Source organism: Acetobacter senegalensis (assembly GCF_001580995.1).
Lineage (GTDB): Bacteria > Pseudomonadota > Alphaproteobacteria > Acetobacterales > Acetobacteraceae > Acetobacter > Acetobacter senegalensis.
Map to the genome: position 1 here is coordinate 34,886 of NZ_LHZU01000145.1, position 23,175 is coordinate 58,060.

23 protein-coding genes and 1 tRNA gene are annotated in these 23,175 nt (G+C 54.8%); 10 read left to right on the forward strand and 14 right to left on the reverse strand.

All coding sequences use genetic code 11. The annotated features are described in order from the left end of the window. Positions 1–4 precede the first annotated feature (4 nt). Positions 5–394, reverse strand: a complete 390-nt coding sequence (locus AD948_RS17895; protein ID WP_082782479.1) for a plasmid mobilization protein — start codon at positions 392–394, stop codon at positions 5–7. Between the two features lie 616 nt (positions 395–1,010). Here AD948_RS17895 and AD948_RS14765 point away from each other — a divergent pair. From AD948_RS14765 to AD948_RS14775, 3 genes are read left to right on the forward strand one after another with little or no spacing between them, the layout of a single operon-like run. Then, positions 1,011–2,216: a hypothetical protein gene (locus tag AD948_RS14765; RefSeq protein ID WP_211264497.1), complete on the forward strand. Its 1,206-nt coding sequence runs from the start codon at positions 1,011–1,013 to the stop codon at positions 2,214–2,216. Next, complete coding sequence (locus AD948_RS14770; RefSeq protein ID WP_061472525.1) at positions 2,217–2,678, forward strand: three component ABC system middle component; 462 nt, start codon at positions 2,217–2,219, stop codon at positions 2,676–2,678. Next, on the forward strand, positions 2,675–4,678 hold the full coding sequence (locus tag AD948_RS14775) for a DUF3732 domain-containing protein (protein WP_061472526.1): 2,004 nt from the start codon (positions 2,675–2,677) through the stop codon (positions 4,676–4,678). The genes AD948_RS14770 and AD948_RS14775 overlap by 4 nt, the downstream gene beginning before the upstream one ends. A gap of 359 nt (positions 4,679–5,037) precedes the next feature. On the opposite strand, the gene AD948_RS18785 is transcribed toward AD948_RS14775, so the two are convergent. The 7 genes from AD948_RS18785 to AD948_RS14810 form a co-directional block, all read right to left on the reverse strand. Beyond that, positions 5,038–6,660, reverse strand: a complete 1,623-nt coding sequence (locus AD948_RS18785) for a site-specific integrase (protein ID WP_248846061.1) — start codon at positions 6,658–6,660, stop codon at positions 5,038–5,040. A gap of 94 nt (positions 6,661–6,754) precedes the next feature. Next, positions 6,755–6,837, reverse strand: a tRNA-Leu gene (locus AD948_RS14785). 102 nt (positions 6,838–6,939) lie between these two features. Beyond that, positions 6,940–7,656 carry a M48 family metallopeptidase gene (locus tag AD948_RS14790; protein ID WP_061472527.1) on the reverse strand — a complete coding sequence of 239 codons (717 nt, stop codon included), beginning with the start codon at positions 7,654–7,656 and terminating at the stop codon, positions 6,940–6,942. Positions 7,657–7,698: 42 nt separating this feature from the next. Continuing rightward, entirely contained in the window at positions 7,699–8,220 is a 522-nt protein-coding gene (locus AD948_RS14795; RefSeq protein ID WP_061472528.1) for a YcgN family cysteine cluster protein, read from the reverse strand. Between the two features lie 4 nt (positions 8,221–8,224). Continuing rightward, entirely contained in the window at positions 8,225–8,686 is a 462-nt protein-coding gene (locus tag AD948_RS14800; protein ID WP_061472529.1) for a hypothetical protein, read from the reverse strand. Between the two features lie 17 nt (positions 8,687–8,703). Beyond that, positions 8,704–9,693, reverse strand: coding sequence for an extracellular solute-binding protein (locus AD948_RS14805; protein ID WP_061472530.1), 990 nt, complete (start codon positions 9,691–9,693; stop codon positions 8,704–8,706). 146 nt (positions 9,694–9,839) lie between these two features. Then, positions 9,840–10,964, reverse strand: coding sequence for an ABC transporter ATP-binding protein (locus AD948_RS14810; RefSeq protein WP_061472531.1), 1,125 nt, complete (start codon positions 10,962–10,964; stop codon positions 9,840–9,842). Between the two features lie 67 nt (positions 10,965–11,031). Here AD948_RS14810 and AD948_RS14815 point away from each other — a divergent pair, with 67 nt between their 5' ends. The 7 genes from AD948_RS14815 to AD948_RS14845 all read left to right on the forward strand — a co-directional run bounded on the left by AD948_RS14815 (position 11,032) and on the right by AD948_RS14845 (position 15,428). Continuing rightward, positions 11,032–11,334, forward strand: coding sequence for a hypothetical protein (locus AD948_RS14815; protein ID WP_006560365.1), 303 nt, complete (start codon positions 11,032–11,034; stop codon positions 11,332–11,334). 38 nt (positions 11,335–11,372) lie between these two features. Beyond that, positions 11,373–11,798 carry a phage holin family protein gene (locus tag AD948_RS14820; RefSeq protein WP_035382474.1) on the forward strand — a complete coding sequence of 142 codons (426 nt, stop codon included), beginning with the start codon at positions 11,373–11,375 and terminating at the stop codon, positions 11,796–11,798. Between the two features lie 142 nt (positions 11,799–11,940). Then, complete coding sequence (locus AD948_RS14825; protein ID WP_061472532.1) at positions 11,941–12,435, forward strand: MarR family winged helix-turn-helix transcriptional regulator; 495 nt, start codon at positions 11,941–11,943, stop codon at positions 12,433–12,435. Positions 12,436–12,457: 22 nt separating this feature from the next. Continuing rightward, positions 12,458–12,652, forward strand: coding sequence for a DUF1656 domain-containing protein (locus tag AD948_RS14830; RefSeq protein WP_006560264.1), 195 nt, complete (start codon positions 12,458–12,460; stop codon positions 12,650–12,652). 30 nt (positions 12,653–12,682) lie between these two features. Continuing rightward, a complete protein-coding gene (locus AD948_RS14835; RefSeq protein ID WP_006560263.1) occupies positions 12,683–13,594 on the forward strand; it encodes a biotin/lipoyl-binding protein in 912 nt (303 codons plus the stop codon). Positions 13,595–13,613: 19 nt separating this feature from the next. Continuing rightward, on the forward strand, positions 13,614–15,128 hold the full coding sequence (locus AD948_RS14840) for an efflux transporter outer membrane subunit (protein ID WP_006560262.1): 1,515 nt from the start codon (positions 13,614–13,616) through the stop codon (positions 15,126–15,128). A 15-nt stretch (positions 15,129–15,143) separates the two neighbouring features. Next, complete coding sequence (locus AD948_RS14845) at positions 15,144–15,428, forward strand: hypothetical protein (RefSeq protein WP_035382473.1); 285 nt, start codon at positions 15,144–15,146, stop codon at positions 15,426–15,428. Positions 15,429–15,617: 189 nt separating this feature from the next. Here the strand turns inward: AD948_RS14845 and AD948_RS14850 are convergent, their stop codons facing one another. The 6 genes from AD948_RS14850 to AD948_RS14875 all read right to left on the reverse strand — a co-directional run bounded on the left by AD948_RS14850 (position 15,618) and on the right by AD948_RS14875 (position 23,174). Next, entirely contained in the window at positions 15,618–16,073 is a 456-nt protein-coding gene (locus AD948_RS14850) for a RidA family protein (RefSeq protein ID WP_086898027.1), read from the reverse strand. A 64-nt stretch (positions 16,074–16,137) separates the two neighbouring features. Then, the gene (locus AD948_RS14855) at positions 16,138–16,557 is read right to left on the reverse strand and encodes a c-type cytochrome (RefSeq protein WP_045542528.1); all 420 of its coding nucleotides are present in this window, start codon (positions 16,555–16,557) and stop codon (positions 16,138–16,140) included. After that, a complete protein-coding gene (locus AD948_RS14860; RefSeq protein ID WP_006558213.1) occupies positions 16,557–18,155 on the reverse strand; it encodes a flavin monoamine oxidase family protein in 1,599 nt (532 codons plus the stop codon). Before AD948_RS14860 ends, AD948_RS14855 begins: the two co-directional genes overlap by 1 nt. A gap of 210 nt (positions 18,156–18,365) precedes the next feature. Further along, on the reverse strand, positions 18,366–20,738 hold the full coding sequence (locus AD948_RS14865) for a phosphoketolase family protein (protein ID WP_061472533.1): 2,373 nt from the start codon (positions 20,736–20,738) through the stop codon (positions 18,366–18,368). Positions 20,739–20,785: 47 nt separating this feature from the next. After that, positions 20,786–22,015, reverse strand: a complete 1,230-nt coding sequence (locus AD948_RS14870) for an acetate/propionate family kinase (RefSeq protein WP_061472534.1) — start codon at positions 22,013–22,015, stop codon at positions 20,786–20,788. Positions 22,016–22,469: 454 nt separating this feature from the next. Further along, entirely contained in the window at positions 22,470–23,174 is a 705-nt protein-coding gene (locus tag AD948_RS14875; RefSeq protein WP_061472535.1) for a phosphorylase family protein, read from the reverse strand. Between the last annotated feature and the right edge of the window lies 1 nt (position 23,175).

Genomic DNA, 23,175 nt, shown 5'->3' on the forward strand with positions numbered 1-23,175 from the left:
ACTTTCAATGACGCGTCATATGAGCTTCGTCGCACCGGCGAGAGGCTGGCCGAATGGAAGGGCTCTTGCGAGCTCGGGACAGTATCTGGTCAAGCTGACAGATTAGCATGTCAAGATCATCGAGCACACACCCGCACCGGACAGCATCCTCGCAATTTGCAGAACGGGCTAATTGATTGAGGTTGTTGCCAACGCGGGAAAGCTGATGGCGTATGCCACGCAGTTCTTCGGGAACGGGACGGCCATCATGACCAGACAGTTCTGCACGGGTGAGTAGCGAACGTATCCAGTCGGCTGTTGTGGCATGGCTCTGAGCACGAGCGATATGGTTCCAGCGCATCAGCTCGTCTGGGGATGCCCTAACAGAAAGGCGGGAAGTGCGAGATATAGGCATGACTGGTTTCTCCTTGCTTAAGAGGGGGTCAACGGGGGAGATTTCTCCCCCCTTGCCAGCTGTCAAATGTACCCGGAACGGGTAGCCATTTGACACTGCTGGCTCCTCTTAAAGGTAACCCATCAGAACCTGCGATTTCCTGTTTTTATTTCTATGCAAGGAACGAAAAAAGAACAAAATATTAAAGCTTAAAATGGAGGAGGCTTCTGGAGAGATTTTTACTTCCGGAAAGCTAACATGATCGTGTGATATACAAGTGTAGGATTCCTGCGATCCGGAAATGGTTCAGAGCAGATCTAATGGCCATACGCAGAGGTAAGCCGTGGCTGAAGCTCTGCCTATGGTTCCTAAAACCGGGGCACGTTGGTAAGCGTGACCGGATACTGTGGGCACCCCTCTGGACCGCATCTCAAGGAACATGTAACTTACCAAAATTAAATTCTATCAATCTAGAATGCAGTTTACGCGGAGCTTTCTCATGAGGAAAAAAGTATACTCTCTGTCCATTCAATTTACTTAAAAACCTCGCAAAAACCCTGAAGGAAATTCAGGGTGCGTTCCATATGTTAGACTAGGAGGGAGACTAAAATTGGAATGCGGAGATACAACGCAGCCCTTGGATATAACGCCACCTAGTGACGCGCCGCTTCCCTTTGATGCGACGCTTCTAGTCAAGGCACTCCAATACCAGTTTTTGGTGGCCGTCGAATATTGCTATGACTTGGAAGAGAGTGAAAGCCTGTGGCTTGAAGTATTTGGCGACGTCACGGTGCCAGGGAAAATGCAAACCGAGGTCAAGAACTATTCTGACAGTCTCACAGATGGCCATTCAAATTTCTGGAACACCCTTAAAAACTGGCTCCATGAGGAATTTGATCACACCTCCTTTAAAAACCTTGTGCTGTTGACGACGCAGGAGTTCGGGAACCGGAGCCAACTCAAAGGCTGGAACAAGCTCACTGCCTCTGAACGCCTCGCGATCATGGAGCAAATCTCCACAGCTTCTTCCTCCCGTGCGAAGAAGAAGAAAAATGCGGATCAATCCGAGATCAAAAGCGAAACCTCTAAACCCTCGAAATCCCAGTCACTCCAACAGTACGTGATGGCTCCTGAACGCCGTACTGCGCTGATGGAAGTCTTGGAACGGATGCAGATCATAACGGGAGCGGACTCGCTGGAACAACGTATCCAGAAGTACAAGACGCGCCATCTCAAGACCATTCGTGCTTCTAAATATCAGCAATTCATAGATGATCTTCTAGGCTTCATGTGCAGCACCAAACTCGTGAGTGAAGGCTGGCAAATCACCCACGAAGCCTTTTCTGCAAAATTAACAGAACTTACAAAACAGTATACGAAATCTCCAACAGTCTTCCCCCAAGTAGATACAGCGGCGCTCGAGAAGCATATCAATATTCAAGAAATTCGACCCATGCCGTTCGCTCAAAAAATTATTGAAATCGGTGGTGAACAACGGCTGAAACGAGCGGCACTGCACCGCCTAATTGCTCAGACTACGATTTCCGATTTCTACAAAGATGGCGTTCTCTTTAAATCTTCTGTGGATCTATACCTACGTAATCATCTAATGCGGCATCTAGATGGACGAGAGCTCGCAATGCTCGATTGCACGGGTATTACATGTCGAACGGAACTGAAAACCCGATCTATGAAGTTCTATCTGGAATGCCACTCCCGGACAGTTGAGCCATTTTGCAGTCTGGAGCATACGATGACCGAATTTCGTAATGGCATCTATCACATGCTAGCAGGAGATAAGCCTAAGGACAAAGATGAAGAATTTTTCTGGAGGCTATGGTAATTGACTACTCAAGCCTCTGACTATCTGTATACCCTTCACAGAACTCCCTTCGCATTGGCTCCGGTTGTCCACAGCTTTTACCGAAACTGGGAGCCGGTCGAGAAGGATATTCTACTAAGCTATTTAATTCTTCCCATTGTAACCTACACCCCAATGCAGAGTTTTTTGAAAAATGCTCGACGAAACAGTTCTGTCCGAACGATGACCTCGAATTCTAAAAGACTGATCGGATTGGCCATGCGTGTCGAAGAGTTTAAACCCATAACAAATGCAGCCTTGCTAATCCTTGCCGCTGAAAAACGTCTCGAAATTACACCTGAGCTATCAGTGCGATCAAGAAGGACACCTCATGCAATCAACTCAGACAAAGACCTGCTGAGATACAGCCAGAAATTAGCGATGGTTTTTTCTAACGAAAATGTCGTTTCAATTTACAGGATGTTGGGACTCAAATCGCTATGAAATGTTATGTAAGATACATAGGTATCGTTGATAACAAGCATAAAGTCCACGAGGTCGCCTTTGAGCCTGGCCTCAATATTGTTACTGGAAATTCATCCAAAGGAAAGAGTGCAATACTCGATATTTTCGATTACTGTCTGGGGAGTTCCGAAGACACGATCCCGGAGGGAGTTATCACTGAGCGTGCAAAGTTGTTTTTTACAGTACTACGCTTCCCAACAATGGCTCTGGTCATCGGTCGTCTTCCAGGTAGCAATGATTGTTTTCTACGAGAGATTTCAGGGCCTGAAACGGACAGCATAATTCAATTCATTAAGGAGTTCGAAACCTTTTTTTCTGCGCATTTTTTTCATCCCCGGGATGAATTCATCAAGAGTCTAGGACGATATTTTGCGGTTACGCTTAAAAATATAGATGTTGATCCAATGCGCAAACAGATTACTGGTAAGTGGAGTCCAACGCCCTCTGTGCGGAGCTTTACGTCGTTCATGCTGCAACACCAAAATCTCGTAGCAAACCGGCACGCAATTTTCTACCGCTTTGAAGAAAAACGCAAACGTGATCAGGCTATAGATCATTTCAAGATTTTCATGGATATTGTTGGAGAGGATTATTTCGACCTCGCCAAGCTTCACACAGAAGCCATGTATGAGCTGAAACGAGCTCAAGCGCAAATACCGAAGCAAGACAAGATCAAAGCAGATTACCTCATAGAGTTTTCAACTCTCCTGAACGAGTATGAGGCTCTGGCCGGCCTTCCGTTGACCGGACTCACACCTGAAGATATTTGGCAGAAGCCTAAGTCTGTATTGAGTAGCCTTACTGGCATATCGGTCAAGGTTGATGGGCTTTCCAGCGCATTTGAAACCAAGCGTGCCGAGTTGCAGGGCAGAAAAGCCTTACTGATGTCCAGCATCCAGAAGGCACTAAACTCACGCTATCTTCTTACAGTGTCTGCCGGTCAAGCATCCGGATTTGCTGAGTCGTTGATATCGCTTCCCATCCCTAAAACCACTGACCTAGAGGATGGGGTTTGTCCCGTTTGTGCGTCTCAATCGGACGTAGCCGAGGATGAAGCCAATAAGTTGTCCGCAGCGATCCACTGGCTGAACGATGAGCTCAAAGTGTCAACCTACGCACGAGAAGGTTTTGGTGAAGAACGTAGGGCGATCGACAACGAGCTTAAAGATCTGCGCAAGAAGCTCGCAATTGTAGAGAAAGCACTAAAACCTCTTGATGATGAAGCCGATCGGCTTGATAAATCGAGGTCTGTCGATGCAGCAGCGCAGAAGGCCAAGATCAAGCTGGAGCTCGCCATTGAGCGCTGCATCGAAAACCCTCCATGCGAGGCCACGGGAATGGTGGAATATTGGCAAAAGAGAGTGAAAGATCTCGCCGAGAAAATGTCAAAATACGACGTCGATTATAAGTTGTCGGCGTTGCAAAATGGCATCAATAGTAAAATGAAGGCCATTGGAGAAAATTTTGACTTCGAAGATACCTACAAAAATGGCTCGTTAAAATTTAATGTCGGGACGTTTGACCTATGGCATGAGAGATCAGCTACTGGTGGCAACACCAAAAAGGTTTTCCTGCGCTCAATGGGTAGTGGTGCAAACTGGCTTTACTCTCATCTAACTTTGTTCCTTGCTCTACAGTATCAGTTTGCAAAAAATGAGACCTGTAAGATACCCCCTATTCTTTTCCTAGATCAGCCGACACAGGTTTATTTTCCGTCGACAGATGATGCTGACACATTCAAAGCAGATGATCTGCGCGGAGATAGGAAGACCGATAAGACTGTTGATGAAGATGTAGACGCAGTGTCGAAGATGTTCACCACCTTGGCCAGATTCTGCGATGATACGTTTAAAGAGACGGGTGTTATGCCGCAAATTATCGTTTGCGATCACGCTGATAAATTACCACTCCAAGAAGGCTATATCTTTGAGAACTTTGTTCGTGCCCGCTGGAGAAAGCATGGACTAATCGCCGACTGATGGAAGGTTGCCAAAAAAGCAGCGTTGCTCCCCATTTTTCGAGAAGGGTGATAAGCTATAAATCTGTAACTTCATTCCCGAATGCACCTTCAGTTTTGACTTGGAGCTTGTAGGGCAATGTGTGTCACCTATTGGCCAATGGGAACGAAATCAACCCAACCTAGACCGGGATTGGGGGCTCGAATGCAGGAAGCGGCTAGACGTCCATGACCTTCCTTGCAGATGTCTCACTGCATTAAGTGGTGCGCGCTCACCAACTTTGCGAAGCTAAACGGGGCGCAAAGTCGTCGCGAAGGCGGTTCGCGTGAATGTCCTGTTTTCTGATCATACGCCCGATAGCCGCCCCCCCCCCTAAGTCGTCATAGATTTTGTCTTAAATAGAGCGTCGGATACCTAACAGATTCCGTGGTTTGCTTGAGGTTGTCGGTCGTAATACCTGAAAGATAGGTCGTGGCCCCCTGACTCTTGTGGCTAGATTCATGACCCAATAGGGCATCAATCCAGAGTTCTCTGAGGTCTCCTGCCTGATTACGAAGACGGGTGGATACCGTGTGCCGAAAACTGTGGAAGGTAATGGCGGCAGGAAGCCCTATAGTCGTTTTGAACTTCGAGAAATTCCGGCCAAAGTCTGTGCCACGCGGGCCGGTTTTGGGTGTTTTCAGTTCCGAGAACAGGAATTTCTTGCCGTCTTTCCTGAAGTCCAGAATGCCCCATTCCAGCAAAGTACTATGGATCGGCACATTACGGGTGCCTGCCTCTGTTTTCGGTGTCCATTTATCGTCCTTGTGAGGGCGAACAAGGAAACAAGGGATACCATCGACCTCCTGAATATCCTCATTCCGCAGGTTACAGATTTCTCCCAGCCTCATACCGCTATACGCGGCGACCAGTGTAATCCCTGCAAAGGTGGCCTGTGAGATTGTGCTGCATGTCCATGCTGAAGACGAAAGAAGGGCGAGTTCATCGTCTGTCCATGCCCTGCGGGGGTTCCGCTTGGTCAGGTCAAAGTCCCAGTTGCTCCACGGGTTCTTTTCGGCAATCTCGCGGCGGATAAGCTGGTTCCACAAGGCCGAAAGACGCATGAAGTGGTTCTTCACGCTCTTGCCGCTCAATGTCGGGAGGTCAAATTCCTGCGCCCGCTCGACCTCAGCGTTTAAATCCAACTCCTGCTTGCCTTTGGCGTAGTAGGAGGGGAGAGAGAAAAGCAGGTCTCGAAATTCCCCGGCAATCCGACCAGTAATCTCTTGAACAGGTTTATCGCCAAAAGCCTGAACAAAGAGTGCTACCGTGCGGGCGGTTTCTTTCTTGGTGGCGTCACTCTTCTGCCTATCTGCCAACAGGGCAAGGTCAAGAGCTTTCGTCAGGCGAGGAGAGGTCGGGGCAGTGGGAGTAGGGGAAGGCGATGCTAACTGGTGAGACGGCGGCACCGCGCCGGGAGCCTGAGACAAGGCTGGGCCAGTCTGAAACAGTTTGACCAGTGTGTCATGCAATCGTTCGATTTCTTCGGTCTTACTGGCAAGACTGGCTTTGTCCTGCGTTTTGCCGGTGATCATGTCCTGACGCAGCGTGATGATATGCTGATTGAGCCGTTCCAAAGCGTCTGTGGAGTAAGTCAGGAAGGCTCTGGTTTTGAGCAGGTCTTCATAACGGGTCATGCTGGCTGTGTAACGCTCAATCTTGAGCTGTTCTGCGGCATTCCGTTCGGTGGTCTCGATGACCTCTTCCTGTCTTTTGATGATGTCTTCATACAGCGTCAGAAGGTCGTCCTTGGTGATGGGCTTGTTCTGGGCTGGGTCAGTCATGGTGCGGGCCGTCCTAAAAAGCGCGCTGGTCCGGGCATGGAGGGCCATGGCCGAGAGGCGGGCTTCTGATTTGTTCCCCGTTTTGAGGGAAATCCAGAATTCAGTTTTGCCGAAGAGGGGGCGCAAGGCAACGGGGACGACACGGCGGAAATGGTAGTGGGTGCCTACGAGAGCCAGCATTGAGAACTTCTCCAGTTTGGAGAAGGACTATGGAGAAGCGGGTTTACACTTCACCACTTTCAGTGTTTCCCAATAAAATCAATACCTTAAGGTATGCGAACTGCGGGACTCGAACCCGCACGCCCTTGCGGGCTGGAGATTTTAAGTCTCCTGCGTCTACCATTCCGCCAAGTTCGCTTAGAGGGCTGGGGCCGTTAGAAGTGTGTCGTGCCTGCCCGCCATGAGGCGTTGTTGAGTTGGGTTTTTAGCATGATGCGGCGCGGCGGCAAGGGGTGGTTTTCAGCGGGCGCTCAACAACTGGTTGCCGTGTTGTTTCAGCCACGCTTCGGCCTGCCGTCGGTGGGGGGTTAAGGCGTCTACCAAAGCCCAGAAGGCAGGACTATGGTTCATGTGCTTCAGGTGCGCGAGTTCATGGGCAATGAGATAATGCTGAATGGGATAAGCGGCCATAATCAGCCGCCAGGAAAGCATGATACGCCCTGAACTGCTGCAACTGCCCCAGCGACTGGATGTGTCTCTTATATCCAGTCGGGAAGGGAAAAGTTCAGCACTTCGCGCCAAAGCGCGTAGCTCCTGCCCCAAAATGGTTTGAGCGTGCTTTTTCAAAAAGTCGGCAACGCGGCGGCTAATGAAGTCTTCCTCACCAGTGACGACGAGCCTTGTGCCCTCCAGCCAGGCGCCCCCGCGTGCGTTGGGCTGGTGAACAATGGTGTGAGGCACGCCGCAAATGGGAATAATACTGTTGGGGGCAAAAAGGGGCGCGCGGGTAAGAAGCGTGAGCCGTGAGGTGATCCAGTGGGACTGGTTCCGTAAAAACAGGAGAGCCCTCTGCCTGGGAAAAGCAGGTGGATAGCTGACAATCACTGCCTGCTGTTTGGGATCAATGCGGACAGAAAGGCGGCGAGCTCGCACGGAGGGCCGCCAGATTATGGGGACAGCCGCATCTCCCAGTAGAACAGTTTCTGTGTGGGGAGAGGTTGTGCGGGGGGCCGTCATGTCAGAAGCAGGCCCCGTAAGTGAGATCGTGAGGGAAAGAAGCTAGCCTTTACGGGTGTGCACATGGCGTACGGCAGGCCGCTGCTGCGGGTGTCCCGTAACAGGCTCGGCCGGTTCGCCCGGCCATGTAACCAGATAATCTTCCAGATCTCCGGCTTTGCGTTCACTGATGCACCGCCCCGCTGCTGATGCGCCAGATTCTAGCACAGTTTCCGCCGTGCCGGTGAGTAGCGGATGCCACAAAGGGAGCGAGCGCCCTTCAGACAGGCGACGGTACGCGCAATCAGGGGGGAGCCAATCCAGCCCAGCCACCATCTCTGGGGTCAGGGTGATGCAGTCCTGTACTTTGCGGTGCCGTTGGACGTAGTCCGTGCATCGGCAGGTTGAAACATCCAGCAGGCGGCAGGCAACGGACGTATAATGAATTTCGTCCGTCTCTTCATCGCGCAGTTTGTGCAGGCAGCACCGTCCACATCCATCGCACAGAGATTCCCACTGTGCTGTGGTCATGTCTTGTAAAGGAGTAGTTTCCCAAAATGGCGCGGGGGCGGAAGACTGTGTCATGACGTTAGAATAAACCGCCTTGTGTGCTCAGGGAAGAAGAAGCCTGTAACAGGCAGACTGAGCCCGCTATCCCCAAGATCACGGCAAGAAGCAGACTAAGCATTAGAGGGCGCCGGATAAGAGGCAGCCAGAGGTAGCGAAGGCGCATCTGGCTGCTTGCCCCCAGCTCCTGCGCGGTCAGGGTCCATGTGGACGGAATGTTTCGCAGGCGGCTGAGAAGCACGAGAGAAAGAAGGGGGCTGATAAGGGCACCTTGCAGGATGGAGAGAGAGAAGGTCGATCCGGTAAGCAGAAAGGGCAGCATTAGTGCGGAGGCTGTGGCAGGGAGCACAATCAGCAGCAAGAGCACAAATATGCGTTGTCCTTGCTTTATCATCAGCGCCACGCAGGAGATGAGGGCCGCCAGACACAGGCCAACCAGTGCCACCCAAAGCGTATGGACAAACAGGGAGGGGAATGACGACAAACGGAGAAACTTTATGGTTAGGGTTCTTCTGCCCAATGTTCAAAACGGGCGGAGATGCTGGCCAGATGGGTGCTCCAGAACGTGTCGTCAACCGGGATGGCCGTGGGGAGGTGCTGTAACTCGGGCAAGCCGGAGGAGATTTCTTTAAGGGACGGGAGCGATGGCCACGCATTGGCGAAAGCCTGCTTCTGGGTCGGGTGCTCCAGCCAGGACGCGAAAGCCAGAGCTGTGTTGTCCTGCCCGGAGCTTTTGGGAACACCCCATGCGTAATTGACCTGGAGCCGCTGTGACCAGAACACCCCAAAGCGCAGGCGTTCACTGGGAGATTCGCTGAGAATCTCGCCCGTGGGTACGCAGCCCATCAGTGCACCGCCGCTTTTCAGGATATGGGCGGCTTCCGCTGGGGTAGACCACCACACAATATAAGGCCGGATCTGTTCCAGTTTGTGGAAGGCGCGGTCCAGTCCCTCATCACTATTGAGGACCCGGTAAAGGGCCTCTGGTGGAACACCGTCGGCCAGCAGGGCAATTTCCAACGTAGTACGCGGGTCCCGGCGCAGGCTGCGGCGCCCGGGGTGTCTGGCAACATCCCAGAAATCGGCCCACGTGGGAGCAGTGTCAAAGCGAGAGCGATCCCACGCCATGGCGAAATCAATGGCGGCGGAGGGTTGCCCGCAACTGCTATTGGAATTGTCGGCAGGGTCGCGCGCCAATAGGCCAAGGGAGCAACTGATTTGCAGACTGCTGTCTTCCATCATCACCGCTGCCCAGCGGTGAGGGGAAACGGTTTCCTGTTTGCGTAAAGCGTCGATTTCTCCATCCCACGGGGTGCTGGTTATGGAGCGTTTGAGAAGCTGGGCATAAGGTTTGAACAGAATTTTCTGCTGGGTGGTCGCAATCATCCCCCCAAATGTCAGAACCCGCAGAGGCGCTGCCGCCGGACGGATGCTGCGACGAGTGGTATGCGTACTGGCCTGTGCGCCGCCGTGTAATAACAGCATCCCCATGGCAAACGCCCCTATGCTGCGCCGCAGAAGGCGGGCAGGGGCTACTGGGGAAGGATGGTCCAGAACAGAAGATGGACGATGTCTGGGGCGGCGGAAAGAAAAAAACAGGGCAACCTCACACAGTTACGGCTTGGCTCTAAGTTACTTTAGCCTGATTTCTGGTCCATCGGGAAGGCGGTTGCGTTTGCTGTTTGCCACGCCAGCAACGCCAGCCGCCCAGGCTCAAGATCCTTGAGGGTATGGACGGGCGGCCGGTGCGCAATAAGTTCCCCTCCATCCTGCATGCGGAAGCGGATATGAATGACGGTGCCAAGGTGACGGGCAGAGACCAATGTGCCGACGACCATGCCCTCGGTTTCCTCTTTTGCAAGGGTGGCGGAGCGTGGAAACATGACGGAAAGCTTGTCTGGCGGGACGCAAATAGCGGCCAGATCATGCTCTTCCAACCCGTGTGAGGCCATGGCCTCCACGGTCTCACCAGAGGGCAGGCGCAGCTCGGCGCAGTCATCATCAGTATAAAGCACTTTGCCTGTCAGGACATTGGCCTCCCCAAACGCAACGGCAACGCTTTCGCTCGCTGGTCTTTGCAGCAGAGTGGGCGCGTTGCCGAGCTGAAGGAGATGACCGTTCTCCATCACGCCGATGACATCACCCAGCAACAGGGCTTCCGTGCGGTTGTGGGTGAGGAGAAGCAGGCTCAGACCAATGGCGCGCTGGAGCTTTTCAAGCAGCGCTATCTGGCGAAGCACACTTGCATGATCCAGACCGGTGAACGGATGATCCAGAACTATGGCTTCGGGCCTGAGAATAAGGGCGCGTGCAAGTTGGGCGCGAAAAGTCTGCTCTGCGGTCAGCTTGCCGGGCAGCACAGACCGCACGGCGTCCAACCCTGTCAGCGCCAGTGTTTCCGAGACCCGATGGTGCATGGCGCTTTCGGAGAGCTGGCTTCTGGCTTTGAGAGGGAAGAGACAGTTCTCGGCAACGGAAAGATGCGGAAATAGAGGGGTGTGCGGGCCGATGGTGGCCAGCTTCCGGTGTCCGGCGGGTTGGGATGTGACATTCTCTCCGCTCACCTGCAGACTCCCGGCACGGACCGGGATGTGTCCTGCCAGCGCAAGGGAAAGGGATGCAAAATCCTGTGATCGGTCTCCGATTCCCAAAAGAGCCACACAGCGCCCCGTATGGACGGAAAAGCTGAGCCCTGGCGCGGTTGGGTGATACGTAAAGTTCAAAAGCGCCATTGGCGGTGGCGAGCCATGCGTTGTATGCATGCAACGATGTCCTTACCGATCCGTTAAAAGGGTATCTTCAATAATTATAGAACGAATAGGGTTTTCCATGTCTTCTGATAAGCTCAAGGATGTAAAGGCTGCGGGTGAAAATGCAGCAGAAACGGCCCGCGATGAAATTGAAGCGGTAAAAGCCCACGTTGAACGCCTGATCACCAAACATATCGTGCCTGCATTGACGAACGCTGGTGGCAAAGCCGAGAATTTGACCGAGCAGGCGGTTGCCAATGCGCGTGAACTGGCCAATCATGCGCGCAATGATATTTCCAAGCAGACGCGTGGTCCGTCCTCTCTGGTCTCTATCGCTATTTCTGGCGTTGTGGGCTTTATCCTCGGTCGGTTGTCACGCTGAAGCGTAACGTCATCTGAACGAAGGTAGTCTCGGAGTCCATGCGTATCTTTGAACTTGGCAGGTCAGCCCTGCATGCCCAATCAAGCCTCATGCAGCAGATGGCCATTCGCCTTGGTCGTCAGGCTGCGTTCCTGGTGGTTGCCGCTGTGTTTGGCTTTTTTGCGCTGGTCTCGGGGCATGGACTCCTGTGGGCCCTTTTCCTGTTTACATTCCATTGGGGGCCGGTGAGCGCTGCATTTGCGGTGTTCGCGCTTGATCTGCTGGTTGCCCTGATCTGCGTGCTGTTTGGCCGTCGTTCCTATCTGACAACGGCGGAAGTGGATGCACGCATTGCCCGTAACCGCTGCATGACCCAGATGAAGGAATCTGTGACCATGGCGGCTGTTACCGCCACAGTGGCTAGTTCTCTGGGCCGCCACGGCACCCGCAAGGTGTGGGATGTGGTGCGCCGCAAGAAAAACTAAGCGTTTTTCTTTTTCTCTCCGCCTTTGCCCATAGGTTCCATTCCAATTTTGCATTGGCGGGGAAGTATATTTTCTGTGAATGATGAGCCCAGCATTTTGTAAGTGTGCAAACAGTTTGTATACTTGCTAGTATGGGCACCTTATGGAACCTGACCACGATTCCGCTAACAGTCATGAGATCCGCCGGTCCTTCGGGTACCGGCTGGCTCGTCTTGCGTCCGTATGGCGGCGTGAGATTGATGCAGATCTGCGGGAATTCGGGCTGACGGACGCAACGTGGCGGCCCATCTATTATCTCAATTTTTCATCAGCTCCGGTCAGGCAGACTGATCTGGCCCGCTCCCTCTCTCTGGAAGCGCCTTCGCTTGTGAGGCTTCTGGACGTGCTGGAGAAGCGCGGCTTTATTGTGCGTGAAATTGATGAGGATGACCGCCGTTCCAAACTTGTCAGTATTACGGAAGAAGGGCGGGATGTTGCTGCTCTGGTCAGCCGCGCGGCTGATGAGGTGACAAACCGTCTGACAGCGGATGTCTCTTCCGCCGAACTGGAGCAATGCTGTCATATTTTTGACCGTGTGGAACAGGCTGCCGTTGGACAGAAAGACCAGCCGGCAGGTGAGAGAGAACCCGCACGGTGATGGTTGGAACGAGAATGGCGTCATGCTGACGGAATTCAATCTTTTCGGTGTCTTTATGGCGCCGGTTGTTGTCTATGCGCTGGCGGCTTTGCCGCTCACGATGTTTGTACGGTTCGCCTTGTGGTGGAGCGGCCTGCTGGGCTGGTTCTGGCATATCGCGCTGTTCGAAGTCTCTCTTTACGTGTGTATTTTCTGCTTGCTGATCCTGTACGTCTGATCCCCCGATAAAGGCTTTTGAGTCCCCGCAATGCCCCTTCTGCGCACCCTGATACGAGTTATTCTGACCCTGGCGGTCGTCTCACTGGCCATTGTTCTGGGGATAACCCTCTGGAACGTTTACATGATTGCGCCCTGGACCCGTGATGGCCGCGTGCGTGTGTATGTGGTTGACGTTGCCCCTGAAGTTGCGGGAACGGTGGTTCAGATTCCGGTGGTGGACAACCAGTTTGTTCATAAGGGCGATCCCTTGTTCGTGCTGGACCCGGTGCGGTTCCGTCTGGCGATTCGGGAAGCACAGGCCCGGCTGGATGGTGCGTTGGAAGACCTGAAGCTCAAGCGTAATGATGCACGCCGCCGCATGGGGCTGGGTGGCATTGTGTCAGCGGAAGAGCAGGAAGTCTTCAACTCCAATGTTGCAACCCAGATTGCCTCTGTGGATGCCGCCCGCGCTGCGCTGGATCTGGCAAAGCTGAACCTCCAGCGTTCCGTGCTGTATTCACCCGTTAATGGCTATGTGACCAACCTGAACGTACGGGTGGGGGATTACGCATCTGCCGGGCAGGCCCGGATGGCCGTGATCGATTCTGATTCCTACTGGGTTTACGGGTATTTTGAGGAAACAAAGATGTGGGGCGTGCATGTGGGGGATGAAGCCCGCGTGAAGCTGATGGGGTATAAACCTATCCTGACAGGCCATGTTGTCAGTATCGCCCGTGGTATCAATGACACCAACGGCACCCCCGACAAGCTGGGCCTTCAGGACGTGAACCCCATCTTTACATGGGTGCGTCTGGCCCAGCGTATTCCGGTTCGTATCCATCTGGACCATGTGCCGGACAGCGTGACGCTGGCAGCGGGCATGACGGCGACTGTCAGTGTTGGACCAGAGCCACGTGGGCGTCGGGGTAAGCTGACGACCTGGCTGCAAGATCATCTCTGAGCGCGACGGGAAACGGAAAATGAAGGTTCGTCGTCGCCTCGGCCTGTTCATGGCGTCTTCCATGCTGCTTTCGGCCTGCACAGTTGGGCCGAACTATCAGCCTGATCGCATGAAAGTGCCTGCGCAGTTCAAGGAAGCGGCGGAAGAACACCCCGCAACTCCGGAAGAAATTGCACACACCACTCAGGAAATGACCGAGTGGTGGGCTTCCTTCAATGATCCCATGCTGACCAGTCTGGTGAAGCAGGCGATTGAAGGGAACTTTGATCTCCAGATCGCTGGTCAGCGTATTCTGGCGGAACGGGCTATTCGTGATCGGTCAGCTTCCCAATGGTATCCTCAGATGGACGCCAATATGGGCGGGGGGGATGTTCGGTACTCTCTGAACATTGATAACTGGCCCATTCGTCCGGGTAATCCGCAAAACCGGCCAGAAGCGTCCATGCTGACATATGGTGCCATGGCCACATGGGAAATGGACGTATTCGGCCGTATCCGCCGTGATGTGGAAGCGCACGAGCGTGCGGTGGAAGCGTCCATTGAAGGCCGCCGCGCCCTGTTGATGACGCTGCTTTCCGAACTGGCGTCTGATTACATGCTGCTGCGGGTAACGCAGTTGCAGATCCATATCGCCACGGACAATATCCGGGTGGCCAAGGATGCGGTGGACCTGACCAACAAGCTGTATCTGGAAGGTGTGGGCAACACCTTGCAGATTGCACAGGCGCAGGCGGAACTGGATTCCCAGATTGCGGCCCGTGAACCGTTGAAAACCCGTGTCTCCCAGATCACGCATGCCATTGCTGTGCTGCTGGGGAAAATGCCGGGCGAGTTGGAAGATCAGCTCAAGGTGGTGCGGCCGCTGCCGACGGTTCCCGCATTCCCCGCGACTATGCCGTCTATTGTGATGGCGAACCGCCCGGATATCCGTATGGCGGAACGTAAATATGCATTGGCAACGGCGCAGATTGGTGTGGCAGTGGCCAACCTGTATCCGCACTTTGTTATTCCGCTAACGTTCAACCCCAACGCGTCAGCCATGTACCAGCTCTTTCAGGTGAACGCCATGAGCTGGCAGTTCCTGATGATGGCCAGCCTGCCCTTGATGCATGGCGGCAAGATGACGGCGGAAGTCCGGGCAGCACAGGCATCAGCCGAGGCTGCGCGGTTGGAGTATAGGCAGACGGTGTTGACCGGCTTCAAGGAAGTTGAAGACGCCATGGCCGCCTGGCATGATGACATTGAATATGCCGAGCAACTGCATAAGGCTGCGGAAGACAGCGCGACTGCCAGCGAGCGGGCACGCAAGCTGTACGGTGCTGGTCTGGTTGGCTTTCTGGAAGTGCTGACCACGGAACGCACAACCCTGAATGCCCAGAACCAGGAAGCACTGGCCAAGCTGGAACGTTTGCGTGATGCCGTGAACCTTTACACGGCTTTGGGCGCTGGGTGGAAAGGCGTGCCGCTTACCAACACCACACTTCCTGTTTCTCTTGAAACGCAGAATGTGTTAGCGCGGGCCTTCAAACAGTAATTGCAGGGGGCCGCCATGCGCAGCCAGTCCTCATCTTATGTGCGTCGGCTTTTGCTGATTTCCTTCTGTTTTCTGGGAGGATTTGCGCTTCTGTGTATCAGCGGCTGGGTCATGGTGGTCAGGAGCAGCCCGCAGGATACGACACTGGTTACAGTGTTTCGCTGGGTGCCTGTCATTCTGGGGGCGTTGACCGTTCTGTTCGGGTTCTATCTGCTTAATCTGCCCGTGCCAGAAGATCCGGAAGATTTTTTTCTGGGTGACGATGCAGATGGAACGGTTGAACGGATGGATGGAAAGTAACCGGCTGTTTGAGACACTTCTCCGGCCAGTTTAGCAGGATTTTTGACTCAGATTGCCTTGGCTGCTTCCGTTGCGTCGGTATTACGAGAGCAAGAGAATAAAAAACTATCCCCCGCTTTTTATGAGCGGGGGATTTTTTCTTGAAAGACCTCGAACCTTAAAGTCTGAGGTCTTTTTCAAGCGACTGCCTTATTTTTTGGGCGCGCGTACAGCCGTCACTTCAATTTCGATCAGCCAGCCGGGGTTGGCGAGTTGTGCCACGGCAAAAGCAGAGCGAACCGGCAGATTGGGCTGTTTCGCTGTGCCGAAATACTGGGTGTAGGCTTTCATCATGCCCGCAAAATCAAGCTGTTTTGTGCGAGGGTCGGCCACCATGTAGATATGCATCTGCACAACGTCCCCCATGGTCAGGTTCAGCTTTTTCAGCTCGGCTTCAATGCGCTGAAGAGAGGCAAGCGTCTGGGTCTGCGTGTCACCATAGGCTTCAAGGCTTTTGGGCGGAGCAGTTTTATCCTGCACCGGGGCCCCCATGCCGCTCAGGTAGATTGTGCTTGCCCCAGCCGGAACCTCAATGGAGGTCGAGATCGGAAAATCGCCTTCGGCATGACGCACAATGCCCGTTTCAGCCTTGGCCACCAGCGGCATGGCCGTTGTGGCGGCAACCAGCGCCAGCGTACCAGCGGAAAGAAGAGTTTTGGAAAGGCGCACGTTATTCATCCTCTACAGTCAGGTGAGGCCGCATGGCGGCGACGTCTTCAGGCTTGAGCGTGTCAGTATAGTGGTTGCCAAAGTGCGTGCGAACGTAATTCACAACATTGGCCACCTGCTGGTCATTCAGCGCCACACCAAACCATGGCATGCCACCAAATCCGTTCAGCACCACATAGGCCGGGTATTCGGCACTTTGTAGCTTGGGGTTTCCTGCCAGCGCGGGAAAGCGGGCTCCAGCGCCTTCCGCGCCTTTGCCGTCCGGCATATGGCACCCTTGGCAGACATGTTTGTAAACCGCAGCACCATCGGGCAGCGTCTGCACTTTGCCTTCAACTGAGCTGGCGCTGTCAGCATAGGCGACAACCGGCATAAGGGCGGAGGAGAGCATAAGGGCGGAGAGAAGGAGAATGTGACGCATCAGGCGGCTCCCAGTGCGCGTTTGTGCAGACGGGTGACGGCATCCAGCGCGGAGAGGATGGCTCCTTCCTGCCAGCAGCCAATGTAGGACGCGTGTTCACCAGCCAGAACAACCCGGTTATCGACACTGCACAGTGTTTTGTAGTGGGTTTTGCGGGCCTCTTCCGTCCACATGGAGCAGCAGCCGAGTGTCCAGGGCACGCGGCTCCAGGCAAAGCTGACGCCGTTTGAAAACTCCTTGCGGTATTGCGGGTGAATGGCCGTGCCTTGGGTCAGGGCGCGTTCAAGCCGCTCCTTGGGGGTCATGCCTGCAAAATCATACGCGGCGGGGCCAAACATATACCCCCCCAGCAGAACTGCCGGTCCTTTGGAGAAAATACCGTGGCTGGGGTAGGAGATCTGGCTGATCTGCTGGTCAGTAAAGCTGATGCCGCCGTAAATCTGATCATCTTCCTCCCAGAAGCGGCGTTTGAATTCCATGCCCATCTTGACCGAGGACGCATAGGGCACGGCCAGAATGGCGGCTTTCATGGCGTCACTCACCTGCACATCCAACTGGGACAGAACGGAGAGCGGAATGGTGCAGACGCAGTAATCGGCCTGGGCCTGGCGCACCGCTCCACCGTTGGCCATATCATTATAGGTAACGGTCACGCCTTTCTGGTCCTGATGCAGGGCTGTGACCTTGCAGTTGAGCGTGATCAGATCCTTCACCTGCCGGGTGAAGCCCTTGCCAATCTGGTCCATGCCGCCAACAGGCTGGAACATGGTGGTCTGCATATCCAGCCGTTCATGAAAGGCCATCCAGTTCCATAGGCCGGACTTCATGACATCGTCCCGTGCGAACAGATCGGAGGGAATGGGCGCGCCATCAATGCCGCCGCCTTGCGGGCGGGCGAAGCCACGGCGAAGGGAACTGGTATTTCCTTTCTTGTAGGTGTAATCCTTGGCCAGCCCACCCCAAGATTTCATGGCCGTGCGCAGATGGTCGCGTTCGTCCTCGCTGACAAGATCGTCCAGCTTGTGCTGATCAATGGCTTTGGCAATCAGTTCGGCCGTGAAGCCGGTGAAATCCGATGCAAATTCCCGATAACGGACAGCCTTGCCGCCAAAGGCCCCTGTGGAGTGCAGCCAGGAATTATGATTGAGCTCGATAAACGGTTCGAGCTGGATGCCAAATTCCCGGCAGTAATGCAGGAGCCCCTGATGATGATAGGGGATACGCCACGGGCCGGGGTTGATGTAATTGCCCGGCGCAAACCCCACTTTTTGCGTGGCTCCGCCCAGTTCTGTTACGGTATCGCCACCGCGCAGACTGATGTTGCGACCGCCACTGCGGCTCTGAAATTCAAGAATCTGAACATCATAGCCGGCTTTTCGTAATTCATAGGCAGAGAGCATGCCCGAAAGGCCAGACCCCAGCACGAGAACCTTGGTTCCTTTTTTGGCTCCGCCAAGGGCTGGCGGCCCTTTGAAATCCGTTCCCTGAGCGTGGCCAAGACTGGTCATGGCCTGATAAAGGGCGGCGCTTCCTGCCAAAGTGCCAATGCGCGTCAGCAACTGCCTGCGGGTGGGAGGAGAAGAATGAGCTGATGGCATCAATTAACCCCAAGATATCCTAAAAAGCGTTACATCAGAAGCGATCACGGCGGAGGAGTGTCTGGTGGAGCGTGACGGTGCTGTCCAAATGTTCCCTATTAGGAACATTACGTTATCAATTTGAGAGTGACAACAGGTCTGATGAGAGGCAATGAGGGTTTGGGGGCGGCAGGGGCAACTGCCGCTTGAGATGCTCTGAAAAAACCGGGCTTAACGTGCCCAGCTCCAGTTTCGGATTTCCGGCATGTCTTCCCCATATTCACAAACATAGCGTTGATGTTCAGCCAGTTTGTCCTGCACGGCCTGGTGCGCATAAGCCGCTTTGGAGGCCAGCCTTGGTACGCGCCGGATAACGTTGGCAGCCAGATGGAACCGATCCAGATGGTTGCGGACCGTCATGTCAAACGGGGTGGTGGTTGTGCCTTCCTCACGGAACCCGTGCACATGGAAGTTGATGGCGTTCCGGCGCTTGTAAATAAGCTGATGCACCAGGGCAGGATAGCCGTGGAATGCGAAAATAACCGGCTTGTCGGTTGTGAACAGGGTATCAAACGTGGCGTCTGGCAGGCCGTGCGGGTGCTGGTCTGGCGTTTGCAGCGTCATGAGATCAACCACGTTGACCACGCGGATTTTCAGGTCCGGAATATGTTTGTTGAGAATACTGACAGCCGCCAGTGCTTCCAGTGTTGGCACATCCCCCGCGCAACCGATAATCACGTCTGGTTCTGAGCCTTTATCATTGCTGGCCCATTCCCAGATGCCAATACCCTGCTGGCAATGGGTGAGTGCGGCATCCATATCCAGCCACTGGAGCTCAGGCTGCTTGCCCGCCACAATCACATTGATACGGTTGCGGCTGCGCAGGCAATGGTCTGTCACACACAGCAGCGTATTGGCATCCGGCGGCAGATAGATCCGTACCGTTTCGGCTTTTTTGGTCACCATGTGGTTGAGAAAGCCCGGGTCCTGATGGCTGAACCCGTTATGGTCCTGCCGCCAGACGTGAGAGGTCAGCAGATAATTCAGCGAGGCAATAGGTTGCCGCCACTCGGTTTCAGATGCTGTTTTCAACCATTTTGCATGCTGGTTGACCATGGAATCCACAATGTGGATGAACGCTTCATAACAGGACATGAAGCCATGACGGCCCGTCAGCAGATAGCCTTCCAGCCAGCCCTGGCACGTATGTTCGCTTAGAATTTCCATCACGTGGCCATCAGGGGAGAGATGGTCATCATAGGAATAGGTTTCCGCGTTCCACGCGCGGTTGGTCACATCCAGAACAGCGTTCAGGCGGTTCGAGTTGTTTTCGTCCGGGGCCACAATCCGGAAGTTCCGTTTATCCGCATTGGCGGCCATGACATCTTTCAACCACGAGCCCAGAATGCGTGTGGATTCCGCTACGGTCTGGCCCGGGGCCGTGATCTGCACCGCATGGGTGCGGAAGTCGGGCAGGCGCAGGGGCCGCAGATGGGTGCCGCCATTGGCATAGGGCGTGGCGCTCATGCGTTTGTCGCCCTTGGGCGCAAGGGCAGCAAGTTCCGGTTTTAATGCACCTTTGGGCGTGAACAGATCATCCGGTTTGTAGGACCGCATCCATTCTTCAAGCACCGCCAGATGGCCGGGCTTGCTCATATTGTCCACCGGCACCTGATGGGAGCGCCAGTACCCTTCCGTGCGCAGGCCATCAACCGTTTTGGGGCCGGTCCAGCCTTTGGGGCTGCGCAGCACGATCATGGGCCATGCGGGGCGGGTGGTGTCTCCCTGTGTGCGGGCCTTTTCCTGAATGGCGCTGATGCTGGCAAATGCCTGATCCATGGCTGTGGCCATGGCCTGATGCATGGGGTCAGGTTCATGCCCTTCCACAAAAATGGGGTCATACCCGCAGCCTTTCAGGAAATCTCTCAGCTCGGGCTTGGGAATGCGGGCCAGAATGGTGGGGTTGGCAATCTTGTAGCCATTCAGGTGTAGAATGGGCAGTACTGCCCCGTCTGTCTTGGGGTCAAGAAACTTGTTGGAATGCCAGGATGTGGCCAGTGGCCCCGTTTCTGCTTCTCCATCACCGATCACGCAGGCCACAACCAGATCAGGATGGTCAAAAGCCGCGCCATAAGCGTGGGAGAGGCTGTAGCCCAGTTCTCCCCCTTCATGAATGGAGCCAGGCGTGGTTGCCGCGGCATGGCTGGGGATGCCGCCCGGGAACGAGAACTGGCGGAAGAGGCGGGTCATGCCCTCTTCATCCTGCGTTACGTCCGGAAAATATTCTGTGTAGGTGCCTTCCATCCATGTGGAGGCAATCAGCCCCGGAGCGCCATGACCCGGCCCCGCGATGAACAGGATGTTGCGGTCCTGCGCGCGGATAATACGGTTAAGGTGCAGCCAGATGAAGTTCAGGCCGGGCGTTGTGCCCCAATGCCCCAGCAGGCGTTTCTTGATGTCCTCCAGCTTCAGTGGCTCACGCAGTAAAGCATTTTTCAGCAGGTAGATCTGACCAACCGAGAGATAATTGGCAGCGTGCCACCACCTGTTGAACAGGGCCAGATCTGCGGCTGAAAGCGGTGCTGAGGGAGTTTGCGTGCTCATGGAGTGTCCTTTTTCAGGAAAGAGGCCGGAAGCAGGAGGCGCAAGGGTCAGGCCGGAGAGGCTTTGGCCAGCAGATCCAGCGTTGAGATGACATCCTTGCAGATCATCAGTTCTTCATTTGTTGGCTCCACGCGGATGATGACGGAACTATCGGGCGTGCTGATAATGGGGGCATGGCGCTGGTTGGCTTCCGCATCCAGGCGCACACCAACCCACTGCAGGGCAGTGCACACCTCTGCACGGAGGGCGGCATCATTCTCGCCAATGCCTGCGGTGAAGACGAGCCCATCCAACCCTTGCAGGATGGCCGTAAGGGCACCGATTTCCTGCACCACGCGATAGGCGAACAGATTGAGGGCTTCCCGCGCATTGGCAGCTTGTGGGGTGGACGCCTTTGCCTGCTCGCGGAGGGAGCGCATATCTGCCGCAAGACCGGAAACACCCAGCAGGCCGGATTGATGGTAGAGGACATCAACAATGGTATGCCATCCCGCGCCTTCTTCCTGCATCATGTAGAGCAGGACCCCTGGGTCCAGTGCACCGCAGCGCGTGCCCATCATCAGTCCGTCCAGCGCGGAGAACCCCATGGTGGTTTCAATGCTCTGGCCGTTTTTCAGGGCGCACAGGCTGGCCCCGCTGCCCAGATGCGCAACAATGGTCCGGCCCTGCGCAAGTTTGGGATCAATCTCGCGCAGGCGGGAGGAGATATAGGCGTAGGAAAGGCCATGAAAACCGTAGCGCCGCACGCCTGCCTGATCGTATCGGCGGGGAAGGGGCAGTAATTTGGCCAGCGGGGGCATGGTGTGGTGGAAGCCTGTATCAAAACAGGCAATCTGCGGAAGATCAGGGCGTTCGCGCGCAATCACTTTGATCGGGGCGAGTGTAACGGTCTGATGCAAGGGGGCGAAGGGCGTCAGCTTTTCCAGTTGCGCCAGAATATCCGGCGTAATGCGCACCGGAGCGATAAAATCAGGGCCGCCATGAACCACACGGTGGCCCACAGCCACCACTTTCCCACCGTCAAGATGGCTTTCTATCCATTTGAAAAGCGGACCAAGCGAAAACGGGGCTGTTTTATCCGTATGGTCTGGCTGGCTCCAGGTACAATCCGTCAGAACGGTGCCTGTGTTGTCCACAGCATGAAAGCGCGGGGAGTCGGGCGTTGTTTCAACTGCGCCATGTGCCAGCACGGCTGGAGCAGCGTGTGCCTGCAAACGGAACAACGTGAATTTCAGGCTGGATGATCCGCAATTGAAGGCCAGTATGACGTCTGACAACCCAGGGGCTCCCGTTGCTTGATAGTGGAGAAGGCGTTTGCAAGCATAACGTTAAACGGGTGATGCCCGTATTGATACGCCTCATGCCGAGCACTTTTTCAGGAATTTGTAACAGACAAACGCCGGTCGTCGTTCCCCGAGGTGCAGGGATAGCAAGCAAATCCGCCTTGTGCTGAAGAGTGTGAAAATGCTGGCTGCCGCAATAAGGAAGGCTGCCTTGCCCGAATAGAATGATTTTTTGGCAGATATCGTGGGGTAAGGCGCGTCTTGTCAGCGCACAAAAATGTCCGGCTTTTCCGAGAGAATAATGCATACGGGGCGTTAATGCTGAAAAAGGGACTGTTGGGCCGTGTTCTCTCACGACGGAACGAAAAAGGGGCAGCAATAGGGTGAAATGGAAAACGGCTCAGACTGCGTGAGCTTTCCGGCTGAGCTTATTTTTTAAAGAGGCTGTTCAGGCAGCCAAACGCGCAAAGGCCGGTTGGGCGCGCTGGTGGTTCAGAAAAGTCTGCATGGCCGAGCGAGCCATTCCTGCGTCCCGGCCCAGGGCAATAAGCCCCGGAATCTGGCCGGGATGGCGCAGAAGGGACTTTGTAAGAGCCCCAACCTTCAGGCCGCCATCAGGCGACAACACTGTGCCTGCAATGGAAGGAAGAGAACGGGTTGCGGGATCACATACCACCCGCAGTACGGCGAATGGTAGCCCAGCCTCATCAGCAGTACGGGCCAGAAAACCACTTTCCATATCCAGCGCGGCACAATGAGAAGACGCGAACAGACGCGCCTTTTCATCCGCGTTCAAGACAACATCGTCACTGTGGAGCAACGATCCGCTTAGGACACCAGACTGCCCGGCCCCCAGAATGTGGCGCAAGGTAGCGTCTGCCGTGTAAGCACTGCCCCATGCCGAGACTTTTTCTGGCACGATAATGCTGCCCGCAGGCAAATTCGGGTCGAGGCCAGCGGCAAGCCCGAAAGAGAGAAGGCAATCTGCACCACAGGCCGCAAGGCGAGCGGCTTCCCGCAGGGCGCCTGCACGGCAGGCCCCGCTGGCGGCAATGGCCGCATGCGGAAAAACCTGCCGGATAAAGCGGGCTTCGGCCTTAAGCCCGACCAGAATACCCGGCCGGGATGGGGATGGCTGAGCAGATTGCGCCATG